Raw genomic sequence first — 15107 nt, 5'->3', positions numbered from 1 at the left:
GCACCCGACAGGGTGTGGGAGAGTAGGACACCGCCGAACATCCGTTACCGAAAGCCCCCCAACCATGTTGGGGGGCTTTCGGCATTTCACAACACTTTTGCCGACGGCAGCCGTTGCCGCGCACACCTTTTCACCCCGGTGTACCGCCGGCCAGGACCTGCAGCGCCCGTGACGCCAGATGGAGATTCAGGCGTGTGTCGACACTGCGGAGATCACGCCCGGTCAGTTCGTGAATGCGGGACATCCGGTACCGGAGTGTGCTGCGGTGGATCCTGAGGGCCTGCGCGGTCTCGTCGTACTTGCCGCCGCATTCGAGGTATTGGGCGAGGGTGGCCGTCATCGTGCTGCGGTGCTGCCGGTCGTAGTCGAGCAGGGGGCCCAGCCATTCCTGCACGAACGCCTCGACATCTCCGGTGCTGCTGTGCGAGTCGAGAATGCGGTAGACGCCGAGTTCGTCGAACTGTGCCACACCGCGAGGCGAGTTCGACTGCTTTCGTATTTCGAGGGCGCGAATCGCGTGGGTGTACGAGTCGGGGAGTGTGCTGGGAGAGGTGCATTCGGATCCGACCCCGACCACACCGACGGCGGGGCCAAGCGACTTCTCCAACGCTGAGAAGACGGTGTTCACGTCCGTCTTGGTGTCCATGACTGCGGCGAGGACGCCGGTTCGCTGCTCGTTGCCGTGAACGAGGAGGGCTGACGAGTCGGTGGCCGTCAGGTGACGACGGAACGCCTCGGTGACGGACTCGACGGACGTGTCCGGACCCCAGTGGACGACCAGGACGCGTTGCGGTGTGTGCAGGTCGTAGCCGAGCGCGTCGGCCCGCGAGTAGGCGCTGTCGTCGTCGGTGCCGGCCAGTAGGTCGGCACCCAGGTCGCGGCTCAGCCGTGCCTCCGTCTCGGCGAGCGATCTGCGGTGTGCCATGTCCACGGCGAGCATCGTCGCGGCGTGCTCGAGTGCGAAGGTGTCGAGATCGGTGGCGCGGTGATCCGGGTCGGACAGATACAGGACACCGAGAAGTGTCTGGCCAGGCCGGACCACCTGCACGATCCGGTTGTCGTCCCGCAGCGGCCGCCCCTCCATCGCGGCCCGGCGCAGGACGTCGACCCGGTTCCCGCCGCCGACCTTGCGGTACCGGGGTGCCGGCCCGGACGCGTCCGGGCCGGACCACACACGAAGATTGCCGAACGCGTCCTCGATACCGACGGCGAGTCCGGTCACCTCGTGGAGGGTCTCGGCGATGGCGGTCTCCTCGGCGCCGGTCGCGGCGAGTCGCCCGAACGTGCTGTGGATCTTCGCTTCCTCCTCGAGCCGCGCGGCTCTCGTGCCGATCGCGGTGATCTCGTCCGTGGCCTCGCGCAGTTGGCGTTCCTGGGTGGCGGCCCGGGAGCGGAGCGACGCGGCGCGCAGGGCCGACCCCGTGTGCTGAATCAACAACTCGAGGAGCGTCGCCTGCACCGGCGTCGGCGGGTAGTCGGCCCGCAGTGTCAGCGACACCGGCCGGGACCACGAATCGTCGAGCAACACGCGGTGCCGCCAGACGTCGTCGTCGGGGACTTCGCCCGTCAGCACGGTCACGGGTTCGACCGAGAATGGGCCGAGTTCGGGGAGGGCTTCGGCGAGCAGGGACAGGATCTCGTCCCGATTCCCGCAGTCGTGCATGTGTGCGGTCACGGCCAGCACCGCAGACAGGTTCGTGGCCCGCGGGGTGTGACCCACCCTCGGGTCTGGGGCTGCATCCAGATCCATGGCATGGAACTACCCCGTTTTGCGCCGTCGAAACCGGGACGCTGTCCAGCGGGGCCGGATTTCGGGGGATTCTTTCGTTCCGCTGTGACCATGTGGCGAGACGGATCAGCCGCCAATCTTGGTAACTGAGGGGTGGCACTTATGACCCAATCCAATAATTGGCACGATCCCGATCTGAACATGACTCGCGATGTCGTCGCGCACACGTCGGACGGGTGCGAGGGCTGTCTCGCACTCGGTACCCGCTGGGAGCACCTGATGTTGTGCCTGACGTGCGGCTATGTCGGATGCAGTGACGGATCACCGATGCGGCACGCGCGACATCACGCGGAACTCAGCGGTCATCCGATCGTCCAGTCGCTCCATGCGGGGGACAACTGGCGCTGGTGCTTCGTGCACGACGTCCAGATCTGCACGCCGTATCCGGCGACCGGGGCCCGGGTGGTCGCACCCAGCCTGGTGCCCGGGCCGGCGGACGACCTCAGACATGGTCTCCGTATCGCGAAATCGCAGTGACGATCGCAGACCAGACGGCGTCGGCCCGAACTTCGGGGGGAGCGCCGTCCAGCCAGCATGGCCGCACCGGGCTTCCGCCGGGGCGCGGCGGCGCCGGAAGCGGTCCGGGCACTGCGGCGTAGGCGTCCGTTGCGGGCACCGGGACGCATGCATCGTCGAAGGACGACCGGGACGTCTCCGGGTGCGTGCCGTGCCTGCGTTGCAGAATCTCCTGTCCCTCGCGTCCGCGCAGCAGGAAGAACAGCAGCGGGTCGTCGTCGAGGACCCACGCGGCCTGATACAGCACCGCAGCGGCGTGGCGGCACGGCACGTCCCACTCCTCGCAGGTGCAGGTCGCATCGGCGTCGAACATCGACGGAATCAGTGACACGTCGACGGCTGCGAGATCCTCGTCGAGTTCGCGGGGGAGCGTCCCACTCGACAACTGGGCGACGTGACCGCTCCGCGACGCGAGAGTCGCGAGCACCTCGCCCCACTGTCGCTCGTCCAGCGGGTCCACCCGGATCCGCACGTGCAGGCTCTCGTCGTCGGTGTGCACGTCCGCGGAGACGAGCCCGGGCGCGAACGTGAGCGGACCGACCAGTCCGCCACGGGCATAGGCGCGTCCGCGCTTCAGTGTGTTCGAGTCGAGCGCGGCCTGCTCGACGTCGTCAACCCAGCGCTGCGCCCACCAGGTCCTGCCGCGCGTGCGCCGGCCCTTCTGCGCAGGGAAGCGGGGATGCGTGATGGCGTCGGTCACAGGTCACCTCCGAAGTCGTAGTCGGGGCTCAGGGCCACCAGCCGGGCGAGTTCGCCGTCGGTCAGCTCGGTGAAGGCGGCGGCGCCGTGCGACAGAACCGAGTCGGCGAGTTGCCGCTTGGACGCGAGCATGGCGGCTATGCGTTCCTCGATGGTTCCCGCGGTGACGAGCCGGTGCACGACAACCGGGTGGGTCTGACCGATGCGGTACGCACGATCGGTGGCCTGGTCCTCGACCGCCGGGTTCCACCAGCGGTCGAAGTGGACGACGTGATCGGCCCGGGTGAGGTTCAGCCCGGTGCCTGCGGCCTTGAGGGACAGGATCAGGACGGGGACGTCGCCGTTCTGGAAGCGTTCGACGARGTCCTCCCGGGCCCCGACGGACGTGCCTCCGTGCAGGAACTCGCACGTCACCCCGCGCGTCGTCAGGTGCCGTCGCAGCAGTCGTCCCATCGTGGTGAAGTGGGTGAACACGAGGGAACGGCCGCCCTCCGACAGGTTGGTATCGATCAGCTCGTCGAGCAGACCGATCTTGTGGGAACGGCCGGTGAGCGTGGCGTGCTCCTGGCCGAGGTACTGAGCCGGGTGATTGCAGATCTGCTTCAGACCGGTCAGCAGCGACACGATGCTGCCGCGCCGCCCGATGCCCTCGCTCGTCTCGATCCGCTCCATGGCGTCGCGGACGAGCGCCTCGTACATGCCGGCCTGCTCCGGGGTGAGAGTGACGTCGAGGTCGATCTCCGTCTTCGGTGGAAGCTCGGGGGCGATCCCCGGATCCGACTTCCTGCGCCGGAGGACGAACGGTGAGATCAATGCCGCCAACTCCGCCGCGCCGTCGGGCCCGTCCATCTCTGACGAGCCGTCGTAGCGGCGCCGGAACTGCGCGTAGGGGCCGAGGAGACCGGGGGTGACGCCGTCGAGGATCGACCAGAGGTCGCTGAGCCGGTTCTCCACCGGAGTGCCGGTGAGGGCGACGCGCGCCTGTCCCTGAATGGTCCGCAGCGCCCGCGTCACGGCTGCGGACCGGTTCTTCAGATGCTGGGCCTCGTCCGCGACGACCAGACCCCACGTCGTCCCGGCGAGAACTTCGCAATCGAGCCGCATCGTCGCGTACGTGGTGAGGACGACGGTGTCGCTGCCGTCCGCGACCGTCTCACCGGGAGGCCGGCGGCTCGGACCGTGGTGGACGAGGACACCGGTGCCCGGTGCGAAACGCTCGATCTCCCGCCGCCAGTTCCCCAGCAGGGACGCGGGACAGACCACGAGTGTGGGTCCCGCCGTGTCCGGGTCCTGCTGCCGGTGCAGGTGAAGCGCGATGAGGGTCAACGTCTTTCCCAGGCCCATGTCGTCGGCGAGGCAGGCGCCCAGGCCCCGTGACGTGAGCCCGGCGAGCCAGCGGAAGCCGGTCAACTGGTAGTCCCGCAGTTGCGCGCGCAGGGCTGCGGGGACCGGCACGGGCTCCGGATCCCCGTCCGACAGCTCCCGCGCCACCGCCGCGGCCGCCCCGTAGGAGTCGACGCGGACGTCGTCCTCGCCGCGCCTGGCCCGGCCGGTCAGCGCGGCCCGAAGGGCCTCGACGGCCGTCATGGTTCCGGTCCGCCGCAGGAGGGTCTTTCGTATCGTCTCCGCGTCCGCGACGACGTACCGGTTGCGGAGTTTCACGACTGCCCGCTTCGCCGACACCAGCTCTTCCATCTCCTCCCGCGTGAGCACGTTTTCGCCCACCGCGACGCGCCAGTCGAAGTCGAAGGCACGGTCGCCGCCGAAAGCGGCTGCGCCCTCCCGGGATCCGGGGTCGCCGAGGATGATGCGGGTCGACGTCTGGGCGACCAGTGCGCGCGGCCAATGGATCTGGACGCCCCGCTCGCGCAGCCGACGGCCGGCGTCCCCGGCGAGGGAGCCCAGGTCGTCGTCCTCGAGCCGGATGCGGTGCGGCGTCTCCGCCCGCAACAGATCTTCGAGCGGAGCCCAGTCCTGGGCCGCGCGGCGGAGGGCACCGAGAACCTCGATCCGCGGGTCGGAAGCGAACGCGGATTCGGCGAGCGTCGGATGCCGCCACAGGTCCACGGCGTCGCACACCACTCCGGGCCGCGCGACGCCGTGCACCTGGACCGTGGCGTCGAATTCGCTGTCCGAGAGATCCACCGCGCCGGGATCGACGGGGTCGATCCGCAACGACAGCGCGATCGCCTCGGGTGTGAGGGCGTCCGCCCACGCCTGCAGTTCCGGGGAGGGGTCGGCATCCCAGGCCAGGTAGGGGCCGGCGTCGGCGGGCGAACCGAGTCGCGGGACGGTGTCGACGACCGAGGTGAGGAAGTCGCGCAGGACGTCCGCGGCGGCGGGGAGGCGAACACCGTCGGCGCGCGGATCCCCGAGCGGGATGGCGCGAGCTTCGGGCGGGAGCGCGGCGGCCAGCAGACGCAGGTGCGATGCGTCCTCGTCGTCGAGGGTGCCGAGCCGCCAGACGTCGCGGCCGTGCGGTGTGACCGAGGGCAGGACCTTGCCCGCCTCGAGGTATCCGACGGCGGTGCGGGCGGAGGCGGCCCAGAACGCGACCGATCGATGCGCCGTGTCGCCGGGTGCCGGCGACAGCAGCATCGGCAGCGCGTCAGCGAGGGAAACATGCTGCGTCGGAACGCTGTTCACCTCTCTGCCGGTGAAGATCCGGGTGCGGGAATCGGCACTCGGTGGCTGCTGCCCGTCCGGTGAATCGCTCCAGAACACCAGGCGCGAGTCGCGCGGAGGATCGGCGGGGACGAAGGTGGCCGCGCAGCCGGCGAGGGTGGGCTCTGCTGTCACTACTGCGCCTTTCGCCGGGTTTATGGTACGCCGTACGTCAACGAGGCGGCGTGCGGAATTGTTCCCGGGCGCCGTGGGAAGATCTCGGCATGGGAAGAAGCGCGGCACCGGAGGGCGACCCCGCCCGCACCATGGAGTTGCTGTGGGGTGGCCGCAGCACGCCGATCTCGCGTCCCCGCAACGGCAAACCCGGCCTGACACTCGACCGGATCGTCGAGGCCGCCGTCTCCGTCGCGGATGCGGAGGGGCTGGACGCCGTCTCGATGCGCCGGCTCGCGGCCGAACTCGGCGTCGGGGCGATGTCGCTGTACACGCACGTTCCCGGAAAGACGGAACTGGTCGAGGTGATGCTCGACCGGGCGCTGTCCACGCTCGAACCGGGTGACGACACCGACGCGGGGTGGCGGGAGCGTCTCACGGCCGCCGCGCACGACTATTTCCAACTGCTGTGCGCACACCCGTGGATGCTCGGAGTCGTCGCGCTGAGCCGGCCGGTCCTCGGGCCCGGCGGGATGGCCAAGTACGAGCGGGAACTGCGCGCGGTCGAGGGACTGGGACTGCCGGACCTCGACATGGACTCCGTCGTCACACTCCTCGACAGTTTCGTCGCCGGCGCGGCGCGGGCGGCGGTGGACGCGGCCGCGCTCGCCGACCAGGGCGAGGCGGACAGCGAGTGGTGGCAGAGCGTCGCGCCGCACTTCGAGAAGGTCTTCGACCCCGAGCGGTTTCCGCTCGCCACCCGGGTCGGGGCCACGGCGGGGGAGCACCACAACGCCGCGTTCTCGCCCGCCCACGCCTTCGAATTCGGGCTCGCCCGGCTACTCGACGGAGTCGGCGCCCTCATCGTCGGCGGCGGAACCGGCGGGGATTAGTTCGGCGGGAACGGCCAGCGTGGTCGGTTCGAGACGCCCGCGCAGGGTGACGGTGTCGGTACATTGCCACCGCGTGCCTTCGTCCTCGGACGCCGCGGCGATCGCCCGCTCGGACGCGACGACGTGCCCGGGAACATTCTTGGCGAGCTCGGACAACCGCGCCGCCTCGTTGACCGGATCGCCGATCACCGTGTACTCGAAACGTTCGTGGGCGCCGATGTTTCCGGCCACCGCGCGACCGGCCGCCACCCCGATTCCCGCATCGCATTCCGGTACCTCGGCGGTGAGCCGTTCGCGCAGGACCCGAGCAGCGGACAGGGCCGCACCGGTGTGGTCGTCGAGCGCCATCGGTGCCCCGAAGATGGCCAGCGCGGCGTCGCCTTCGAACTTGTTGACGAACCCGCCCCGCCGGTCGACCTCGTCGACGACCACGTCGAAGAACCGGTTGAGCAGATCCACGACCTCCGCCGGAGACCGGGTGGCCGCGATCGTGGTGGACCCGATGATGTCGACGAACAGCACCGCCACGTCGCGTTCCTCCCCGCCGAGTTCGGGGTTGTGCCGAAGCGCCTGCGACGCCACGTCCTGCCCGACGTGCCGCCCGAAGAGGTCGCGGATCCGCTCACGTTCGCGCAGTCCCTCGACCATCCGGTTGAACCCGGTCTGCAGCGCGCCGAGTTCGGTGCCGTCGTACACGACGACCTCGGCATCGAGATCGCCGTCGGCCACCTTCGCCATGCCCTGCGCCACCGAGCGGATGGGCGCCTCGGTGGCGCGCACACTGATCACCACCAGCAGCAGACCGAACAGCAGAATTACACCACCGAGCGCGAGGATCGACACCGCGAGGCTGGTCGGGCTCGCCGGACGGATGAAGCTGAAGATCGCGATGAGCATCAGGCCAAGCACGGGAACGCCCGTCCCGAGGATCCACGCCAGCGCCGTGCGGCCGGTGATGCCGAGCGTGCGGCGGGGTTGCGGTCCGTCCGATCCGAGTGCGCGGGCGGCGATGGGACGGAGCGCGAACTCCGTCAGCAGGTAGCAGAACGCACACACCGTGATGCCGGCCATCGCGATCGTGAACGCGACCTTCGGGATGGTCTGGGGATCGATGAGGCCGTACAGCGTCGTGAAGAAGACCAACCCGATGCCCCACAGCGCCGCCTGGACCCGGGTCAGGCGCCACGGGGCGCGGAACGCCGCCGACCGGTCGTGGTCGGTGGGCACGTCGTCCTCCGTTGCCCATCGCAGATCCGACACCAGTCGCTTGGTGCCCCAGGTCACGCCGATCAGCACCGCGCACAGCACGAACACCGGCACTGCGACGAAGTTGGCGATCGCGAACTCGCTCGCCCACACACTCGGCCCGGGGACGACGACGCTGATGAGCAGGCAGGTGATCACCGCACCGACGAGATTCGTGAACACCAGCGGCGCGGTCAGCAGCAACTGGACACGGATGCGGCGCCGGCGGGGACTCTCGTCCGGCGATCCCAGCAACCACGACCCCAGCGGGGCGACGGATCGGCGAGGGCTGAGCATAGTCATTCGAGACTAGTCGGCACGATCCCTTAGGGTGGGCGGGTGCGCCTAGTGATTGCCAGATGCCGAGTCGACTACGTAGGCCGTTTGACGGCACATCTGCCCACCGCTCGTCGCCTGTTGTTGATCAAGGCCGACGGTTCCGTGAGCATCCACGCCGACGACCGCGCCTACAAGCCCCTGAACTGGATGAGCCCGCCCTGCTGGCTCGTCGAGGACTCCGTCGAGGACGCCGAAGCCCTGTGGGTCGTGACCAACAAGGCCGGTGAGGAACTGCGGATCACCATCGAGGAGATCGAGCACGACTCCCGTCACGAACTCGGAGTCGATCCCGGGCTCGTCAAGGACGGTGTCGAAGCGCACCTGCAGGAGTTGCTCGCCGAACACGTGGAAACGCTCGGCAACGGCTACACATTGGTCCGGCGTGAATACATGACGGCGATCGGTCCCGTCGACCTGCTGTGCCGGAACGCCGACGGCGCGTCCGTCGCCGTGGAGATCAAGCGCCGCGGCGACATCGACGGTGTCGAGCAACTCACGCGGTACCTCGAACTGCTCAACCGCGATCCGCTGCTGGCACCGGTGAGCGGCGTCTTCGCCGCCCAGCAGATCAAGCCGCAGGCCAAAACCCTTGCCACCGACCGCGGAATCCGGTGCCTGGTGCTCGACTACGAAGCGCTGCGCGGCACCGAGAGCACCGAGTTCCGGCTCTTCTGAGGCCTAGGCTGAACCCGTGCCCCGTCGTAAACCGCAGCGGAAGAACACGCGCCGCAGTGCGCCCCCGGACAATTCCGAGGGCTCGCTGTTCGGTAGTGCGCTGATGCGTCAGGAATCCGGTCCCGCGGGCGACGCGGACGAGAGCTACATCGTCCGCACCATCCCCGGGGCCCGGGCGACCAAGTCGTACCGGTGCCCGGGCTGCGATCACGACATCCGGCCCGGTGTCGCCCACCTCGTCACCTGGCCCGCCGAATACGGCGGAGCCGAGGACCGGCGGCACTGGCACACCGGGTGCTGGTCGGGACGCAGCACCCGGGGCCTCACCCGCAGGTGGTCCTAGCTTCCGGTCTTCACCGTTCGCTGACCCGCAGGCCGGTTCGCCTGGGTCTTCTCGACGGTGGAGAGCACCGCGGTGTCCTCGTCCGAGTTGTCCGTCTCGTCCCCGGACTTCTTCCCTGACGCGTTCGACCCGGACTCGCCCGACTCGGTCTTGCGGTCCGCTGCGCCGTTCGGTGCCGACTGGCTGTTCGGGTTCTCGTTCGGACGCTTCTCGGACTTCGACGCCGCGGTGTCGGGATGCGCGTCCAGGAGTTCACTCTCCCGGTTGACCGACGCCAACATGGCGGGAACCGAATCGAGCTGCCCTCGAATGCCCAAGAGCTGCGCCAGGATCCGGCCGCGGAGCACGCGAAGCTCTTCCGCGAGTTCCTTGGCGTGGGCGATCTTGCGCTCCGACTGGTCGGTGGCAGCCTGCAGCCTGCGCTCCGCCTCGTGCGTGGCGTCCGCGAGACGACGCTGCGCCTCGGCCTTGCTGGTGGACTCGAGCTCGTTCACCGCCGTGATCGTCTTCTGGCGGCGCTCGGACATCGAGAGGTCGAAGTCCTCCTGAACCTGCGAGCGACGCAGTTCGGCCTCGGCGGCGAGGCGGTCGCGCTCGGACTGCGCGGCCTCGACGATCTTCGCCGCCTCCGTGCGGGCCTTCGCCATGGTCTGCTCGTGCTGAATCTCGAGCGCGCTGCGGCGGTCTTCGAGTTCCGCGACCAGCGACTCGTACTGGCCGCGGAGCTGCGCGCCCTCCTGCTCGGCGACGGAGATCGTCTCGGCGGCGTCGGCCTCGGCCTTCGCGCGCACCTCGGACGCCTCGTCCGACGCGAGCCGGAGCATGCGCGAGATGCGGTCGCTCATTCCCTCCGCGGTGGTCGGCGGAACCGACAGGCGGTCGACGTCCTTGCGGAGATCGTCGATCTCGTCCCGCGCGTCGTCGAGTTGCTTGGCGAGATCCCGCGCCTGCGCCGCCGCGGCGTCGCGGTCGGCGGCAGTGACGCGCAGCTCGGCGTCGAATCGCTCGAAGTAGTTGCGTACCTCGTCCCGGTCGAATCCCTTACGCACGGTGGAGAAGGGAAGGGGGATCGAACCACGGTCCTGCTCGTTTACCATGGCCGCCAATCTACCTGGGCAAAGTAGAACTTGTCTCTGCGCCTGGCACCCGGCGGCCGGTCACAGCTCTAGTGGGTCGCCGACGGCTCGACCAGCTCGACGAGAACTCCGCCCGCGTCCTTCGGGTGGACGAAGTTGATGCGCGAGTCGGCGGTTCCGCGGCGGGGTGCGTCGTACAGCAGCCGGACGCCGCGCTCGCGCAACTGGGCGGAGATGGCGTCGATGTCGGTGACGCGGTACGCCAGCTGCTGGAGACCGGGACCGCTGCGATCGATGAACTTGGCGATGGTCGAGTTCTCGTTCAGCGGCGCGAGAAGCTGCAGCGCGGTGCTGCCCGCGGGAGCGCCGACGACGCTCAGCATCGCTTCGCGCACGCCCTGCTCCTCGTTCACCTCTTCGTGTGTCGACACCATGCCGAGGTGCTCGGAGTACCACGCGATGGCGGCGTCGAGGTCGGGAACGGCGATGCCGACGTGGTCGATGGCGGTCACCAGATCCGAGGACAGCGGCGACGTGGACTGGGTGGGGGAGGACTGTGTCATGGTCCCGACGTTAGCGCTACCGTTTCGGTAGTTCTCGTCGGGATGTGACTTCCGTCGCCCGGCACCCGCCCATTCGTCTCACGCGGAGGAAATCGTGACCAGTTCTGTGATCGTCGCCGGAGCCCGGACCCCGATGGGCCGGTTGCTGGGTTCGTTGAAGGATGTGTCGGGTTCCGATCTGGGTGGGGTGGCGATTCGCGGTGCACTGGAGAAGGCGGGCGTCGCCCCCGAACAGGTCGAGTACGTGATCATGGGCCAGGTGCTCACGGCGGGGGCCGGTCAGATCCCGGCGCGGCAGGCCGCCGTGGCCGCCGGGATCGGGATGGACGTGCCTGCGCTGACGATCAACAAGGTGTGCCTGTCGGGGATCGACGCGATCGCGTTGGCGGATCAGCTGATCCGGGCCGGCGAGTTCGACGTCGTCGTCGCCGGCGGCCAGGAGTCGATGTCGCGTGCCCCGCACCTGCTGGAGAAGTCGCGGGAGGGGTTCAAGTACGGCGACGTCACGATGCGCGACCACATGGCGTTCGACGGGTTGTACGACATCTTCACCGATCAGGCGATGGGCAGCCTGACGGAGGCGAAGAACGCGGAGGACGGGCAGCGGATCAGCCGTGAGGAGCAGGATGCGTTCGCGGCAGCGTCGCACCAGAAGGCGGCGCGCGCCTGGAAGGACGGTGTCTTCGACGACGAGGTCGTGCCGGTTCCGGTGCCGCAGCGCAAGGGCGATCCCGTGCTCGTCGGCTCCGACGAGGGCGTGCGGGGCGATACGACCGCCGAGTCGCTGGCCAGGTTGCGGCCGGCGTTCAGCAAGGACGGCACCGTCACCGCCGGGTCGGCGTCGCAGATCTCGGACGGCGCGGCCGCCGTCGTCGTGATGAGCAAGGCGAAGGCTCAGGAACTGGGGCTGTCCTGGATTGCGGAGATCGGCGCGCACGGGGTGGTGGCGGGCCCGGATTCGACGTTGCAGTCCCAGCCGGCGCGGGCCATCGCGAAGGCGTGCGCCAAGGAAGGGATCGACCCGAAGGACCTGGACCTGGTGGAGATCAACGAGGCCTTCGCTGCGGTCGGGATCGCGTCGACGCGGGAGCTGGGCCTGGATCCGGAAATCGTGAACGTCAACGGCGGCGCGATCGCGATGGGGCATCCGCTGGGGATGTCGGGTGCGCGGATCGCACTGCATCTGGCACTCGAGTTGCGCCGTCGCGGCGGCGGCGTGGGCGCGGCGGCACTGTGCGGTGGAGGCGGTCAGGGTGACGCCCTGATCGTCCGCGTCCCCAAGTCTTGACAGACGATGGTCCGTGGTGGTGTGCCTCACACCACTACGGACTGTCGTAGATGGTCGGGCACAATGGTCGGCATGGCGAACGTCTTCGATCTCAGCACCACGGCCAAGCGCTTCCGATTTGTCGCAATTCTGGAGGCATTCACCTGGCTCGGCCTCCTCATCGGCATGGCCTTCAAGTACCTGCCCGCCGACGGCAACGAGATCGGCGTGAAGATCTTCGGCCCGATCCACGGCGGCGTCTTCGTGCTGTACCTGCTCGTCTCGCTGTGGACCGCGCGCAAGCTGAGCTGGAACCTGGTCACCGTCTTCTGGGCGCTCGTCGCCAGCGTCCCGCCGTTCGGCACCGTCGTGTTCGAGGTCTGGGCGGCCCGCACCGGCCGCATGGCCGAACTGTCCCGGACCGGCGAGGCGAAGAGCGAACCGTCGCTCGTCTGACCGAGTCCGCGGTAGGCACGGCCCGCATTCCGGCGCACGCTCGAATCGTGACAAACTGGTGGACGTGACTCGACCAGGTTCTCGTCCGTCAGCGCGTTCCTCAGCAGTGGCCGCAGCCATGAGCGGAGCAGTCGATCTCTCCGCCCTCAAGGAGCGTGCGGCCGCTCCGCCCCCGCCTGCGCCCGCACCCTCCGGGGACGGCGCCGCCCCGGCCGCCCCCGGCGGCACCGGCCTCGCATCCGTCATCGACGTCACCGAGGCGACGTTCGAGGCGGAGGTCCTCGTCCGGTCCCAGCAGGTCCCGGTCGTCGTGGACCTGTGGGCCACCTGGTGCGAGCCGTGTAAACAACTCTCACCCCTGCTCGAGAAGCTGGCACACGAGGCCGGTGGCACCTGGGTGCTCGCCAAGGTCGACGTCGATGCCAACCCGCGCATCGCGCAGGCTTTCGGCGTCCAGTCCGTCCCGACCGTCGTCGCCATCGCCGGCGGTCAACCGCTCGCCGACTTCCAGGGCGCGCAGCCCGAACCGCAACTGCGTCAGTGGCTCGCCGCCGTCCAGCAGGCGACCGCCGGAAAACTGTCCGGGCCGCCTGCCGGCAACGGCGACGCGGACGAGCCCGAGCCGGAGGACCCGCGTTTCGTCGCGGCCGAGGCGGCGCTCGACGAGGGCGACCTGGCCGCAGCCGAAGCCGAGTTCCAGAAGATCCTCGACGCGGAACCGGACAACGCGGAGGCGCAGGGCGCGATCCGCCAGGTACGTTTCCTCGCCCGCGTGCAGTCCGTCGATCCCGGTGCCGTCGCCGCGGCGGACGCCGCCCCCGCCGACATCGACGCCCAATTGCAGGCGGCGGACGTGGAGCTCTACTCCCAGGCGYCCGMCGCGGCGTTCGCCCGCCTCATCGGTGTCGTCGCCCGCAGCGCCGGCGACGACAAGACCCGGGTTCGGACCCGTCTGCTGGAGTTGTTCGAACTGTTCGACCCGGCCGAGCCGGTCGTCATGACCGCGCGCCGGAAACTCGCCGCGGCACTGTACTGACGAGGAACCGGGGTGAGTGCTTTCGGCGCTCACCCCGGTCACCCCCGACGGCGATCAGCTGCGAACGCGCTCCACCCGTCCGACCAGAAGGACGTAGGACGCGATTCCGATCGCGGTCACCACGGTCATGTAGACGAATCCCGGAGCGAAACTGTCCTCGGTGACGAGCAACCCGATGACGATGGGCGTGGCGATCGACGACAGGTTGCCGATGAAGTTGAACATCCCGCCGGTCAGCCCGAGCAGCCGTTCCGGTRCGAGTGCCGACACCAGCGACCACGTGATCGACGCGAGTCCGTTGCCGAAGAAGGCGATGGACAGGAACACGATCACCATCGCGGTCGAGTCGGTGAAGTTCGCGCCGATCATCGCGACGGTCAAGAGCAGTCCGACGATGATCGGACCCTTCCGGGCGACTCCGAGAGAGACCCCCTTGCGCAGCAGGAAGTCCGAGAACACCCCGGAGAACAGCACACCGACGAGCGCCGCGACGAACGGCAGCGACGCGAGGAATCCGGACTTGTTCCGCGAGTCTCTCGGCGCAAACCCGGGTCCTTCAGGTCCGGGATGGCCGATCTGGTTTGTCGGACTGTGTGGCTAGTGTCTTCGGTCATGGCGGGGAGGGTGGTGAAGCGGGCGTTCAAGTACCGTTTCTATCCGACTGCGGTGCAGGCGGAACAGCTTGCTCGGACGTTCGGGTGCACCCGGTATGTCTACAACCGGGCGTTGGCCGAGCGGTCGCGTGCCTGGTCGCAGGAGCAGCGACGGGTCACCTACGCGGACACCTCGAAGATGCTCACCGGATGGAAACGAGACACCGAGACCGAGTGGTTGGCGGAGCCATCGAAGGGGCCGTTGCAGGAGGCGCTGCGGCAGTTGCAGGGTGCGTTCGAGAAGTTCTGGCGCAAGCAGACCCGATACCCGCAATTCAAGAAGAAGGGGCAGTCGAAGGATTCGGCGACCTACTACTCGAACTGCTTCGCCTACCGCGGCGGGCAGGTCCGGTTGGCCAAGCAGTCCGAACCCTTGGATATTCGGTGGTCGAGGCCGCTCCCGGAGGGGACAGTACCGTCGCAGGTGACGGTGTCGCGCAATGCTCGCGGTCAGTACCACATCTCAATTCTCGTCGAGGACACGATCGCCGAACTCGAGCCGGTCGATCGGGTGGTCGGGCTCGATGCCGGGATCACGAGCCTGTACACACTCTCGACGGGGGAGAAGATCACCAACCCGCGCCACGAGCGCGCGGACCGTGCGCGGTTGGCGAAGGCGCAGCGGATGCTGGCCAAGAAGCAGAAGGGATCCCGGAACCGGGCCAAGGCCCGACTGAAGGTCGCGAAGATTCATGGCCGGATYGCCGATCGGCGCCGCGATTATCTGCACACACTCTCCACTCGGCTGGTGCGCGAAAATCAAGTGATCGCCATCGAGG

15 protein-coding genes are annotated in these 15107 nt (G+C 68.8%); 8 read left to right on the top strand and 7 right to left on the bottom strand.

Annotation, left to right across the window (positions count from 1 at the left end):
• Positions 1 to 130: 130 nt before the first annotated feature.
• Positions 131 to 1750: a PucR family transcriptional regulator gene (locus AC1DWT_RS43530; RefSeq protein ID WP_206012789.1), complete on the bottom strand. Its 1620-nt coding sequence runs from the start codon at positions 1748 to 1750 to the stop codon at positions 131 to 133.
• 180 nt (positions 1751 to 1930) lie between these two features.
• Between AC1DWT_RS43530 and AC1DWT_RS43525 the strand changes: the two genes are divergently transcribed.
• On the top strand, positions 1931 to 2266 hold the full coding sequence (locus AC1DWT_RS43525; RefSeq protein WP_241031283.1) for a UBP-type zinc finger domain-containing protein: 336 nt from the start codon (positions 1931 to 1933) through the stop codon (positions 2264 to 2266).
• On the opposite strand, the gene AC1DWT_RS43520 is transcribed toward AC1DWT_RS43525, so the two are convergent.
• Positions 2232 to 3005, bottom strand: coding sequence for an SWIM zinc finger family protein (locus AC1DWT_RS43520; protein ID WP_206012787.1), 774 nt, complete (start codon positions 3003 to 3005; stop codon positions 2232 to 2234). The two genes, AC1DWT_RS43525 and AC1DWT_RS43520, sit on opposite strands and share 35 nt — an antisense overlap.
• Positions 3002 to 5803 (bottom strand): DEAD/DEAH box helicase, encoded by a 2802-nt coding sequence (locus AC1DWT_RS43515; RefSeq protein WP_477925532.1) that lies wholly within the window; start codon positions 5801 to 5803, stop codon positions 3002 to 3004. The genes AC1DWT_RS43520 and AC1DWT_RS43515 overlap by 4 nt, the downstream gene beginning before the upstream one ends.
• 89 nt (positions 5804 to 5892) lie before the next feature.
• Here AC1DWT_RS43515 and AC1DWT_RS43510 point away from each other — a divergent pair, with 89 nt between their 5' ends.
• Complete coding sequence (locus AC1DWT_RS43510; RefSeq protein ID WP_206012785.1) at positions 5893 to 6675, top strand: TetR/AcrR family transcriptional regulator; 783 nt, start codon at positions 5893 to 5895, stop codon at positions 6673 to 6675.
• Here the strand turns inward: AC1DWT_RS43510 and AC1DWT_RS43505 are convergent.
• The gene (locus AC1DWT_RS43505; protein WP_206012784.1) at positions 6622 to 8223 is read right to left on the bottom strand and encodes an adenylate/guanylate cyclase domain-containing protein; all 1602 of its coding nucleotides are present in this window, start codon (positions 8221 to 8223) and stop codon (positions 6622 to 6624) included. The genes AC1DWT_RS43510 and AC1DWT_RS43505 overlap by 54 nt on opposite strands.
• 36 nt (positions 8224 to 8259) lie before the next feature.
• Here AC1DWT_RS43505 and nucS point away from each other — a divergent pair, with 36 nt between their 5' ends.
• Positions 8260 to 8934 carry an endonuclease NucS gene (gene nucS, locus AC1DWT_RS43500; RefSeq protein ID WP_043824264.1) on the top strand — a complete coding sequence of 225 codons (675 nt, stop codon included), beginning with the start codon at positions 8260 to 8262 and terminating at the stop codon, positions 8932 to 8934.
• 16 nt (positions 8935 to 8950) lie between these two features.
• The gene (locus AC1DWT_RS43495; protein WP_072946972.1) at positions 8951 to 9277 is read left to right on the top strand and encodes an ATP/GTP-binding protein; all 327 of its coding nucleotides are present in this window, start codon (positions 8951 to 8953) and stop codon (positions 9275 to 9277) included.
• Here the strand turns inward: AC1DWT_RS43495 and AC1DWT_RS43490 are convergent.
• Together AC1DWT_RS43490 and mce are read right to left on the bottom strand one after the other, a co-directional pair.
• Positions 9274 to 10374, bottom strand: coding sequence for a coiled-coil domain-containing protein (locus AC1DWT_RS43490; protein ID WP_206012783.1), 1101 nt, complete (start codon positions 10372 to 10374; stop codon positions 9274 to 9276). The genes AC1DWT_RS43495 and AC1DWT_RS43490 overlap by 4 nt on opposite strands.
• A 68-nt stretch (positions 10375 to 10442) precedes the next feature.
• Positions 10443 to 10916, bottom strand: a complete 474-nt coding sequence (gene mce / locus AC1DWT_RS43485; RefSeq protein WP_072946976.1) for a methylmalonyl-CoA epimerase — start codon at positions 10914 to 10916, stop codon at positions 10443 to 10445.
• Between the two features lie 94 nt (positions 10917 to 11010).
• On the opposite strand from mce, the gene AC1DWT_RS43480 reads away from it, so the two are divergent.
• The 3 genes from AC1DWT_RS43480 (at position 11011) to AC1DWT_RS43470 (ending at position 13675) form a co-directional block, all read left to right on the top strand.
• Complete coding sequence (locus AC1DWT_RS43480; protein WP_206012782.1) at positions 11011 to 12204, top strand: acetyl-CoA C-acetyltransferase; 1194 nt, start codon at positions 11011 to 11013, stop codon at positions 12202 to 12204.
• Between the two features lie 63 nt (positions 12205 to 12267).
• Positions 12268 to 12639, top strand: coding sequence for a DUF3817 domain-containing protein (locus tag AC1DWT_RS43475; protein WP_206012781.1), 372 nt, complete (start codon positions 12268 to 12270; stop codon positions 12637 to 12639).
• A gap of 118 nt (positions 12640 to 12757) precedes the next feature.
• Positions 12758 to 13675: a tetratricopeptide repeat protein gene (locus AC1DWT_RS43470; protein ID WP_477925527.1), complete on the top strand. Its 918-nt coding sequence runs from the start codon at positions 12758 to 12760 to the stop codon at positions 13673 to 13675.
• Between the two features lie 54 nt (positions 13676 to 13729).
• Here AC1DWT_RS43470 and AC1DWT_RS43465 read toward each other — a convergent pair whose 3' ends face one another.
• Positions 13730 to 14251 (bottom strand): MFS transporter, encoded by a 522-nt coding sequence (locus AC1DWT_RS43465; protein ID WP_477925537.1) that lies wholly within the window; start codon positions 14249 to 14251, stop codon positions 13730 to 13732.
• 36 nt (positions 14252 to 14287) lie between these two features.
• Between AC1DWT_RS43465 and AC1DWT_RS43460 the strand changes: the two genes are divergently transcribed.
• On the top strand, positions 14288 to 15107 hold an 820-nt coding region (locus AC1DWT_RS43460; RefSeq protein WP_477925525.1), incomplete at its 3' end, for an RNA-guided endonuclease InsQ/TnpB family protein.

The organism is Rhodococcus sp. P4_B6 (assembly GCF_056402215.1).
This window is presented reverse-complemented; position numbering and strand designations above follow the sequence as displayed.

Excerpts from the sequence above, each read along its gene's own strand:
- AC1DWT_RS43490 (WP_206012783.1), bottom strand. The coding sequence starts at position 10,374 with ATGGTAAACGAGCAGGACCGTGGTTCGATCCCCCTTCCCTTCTCCACC.
- AC1DWT_RS43505 (WP_206012784.1), bottom strand. The coding sequence starts at position 8,223 with ATGACTATGCTCAGCCCTCGCCGATCCGTCGCCCCGCTGGGGTCGTGG.
- mce (WP_072946976.1), bottom strand. The coding sequence starts at position 10,916 with ATGACACAGTCCTCCCCCACCCAGTCCACGTCGCCGCTGTCCTCGGAT.
- AC1DWT_RS43475 (WP_206012781.1), top strand. The coding sequence starts at position 12,268 with ATGGTCGGCATGGCGAACGTCTTCGATCTCAGCACCACGGCCAAGCGC.
- AC1DWT_RS43525 (WP_241031283.1), top strand. The coding sequence starts at position 1,931 with ATGACTCGCGATGTCGTCGCGCACACGTCGGACGGGTGCGAGGGCTGT.
- AC1DWT_RS43510 (WP_206012785.1), top strand. The coding sequence starts at position 5,893 with ATGGGAAGAAGCGCGGCACCGGAGGGCGACCCCGCCCGCACCATGGAG.
- AC1DWT_RS43530 (WP_206012789.1), bottom strand. The coding sequence starts at position 1,750 with ATGGATCTGGATGCAGCCCCAGACCCGAGGGTGGGTCACACCCCGCGG.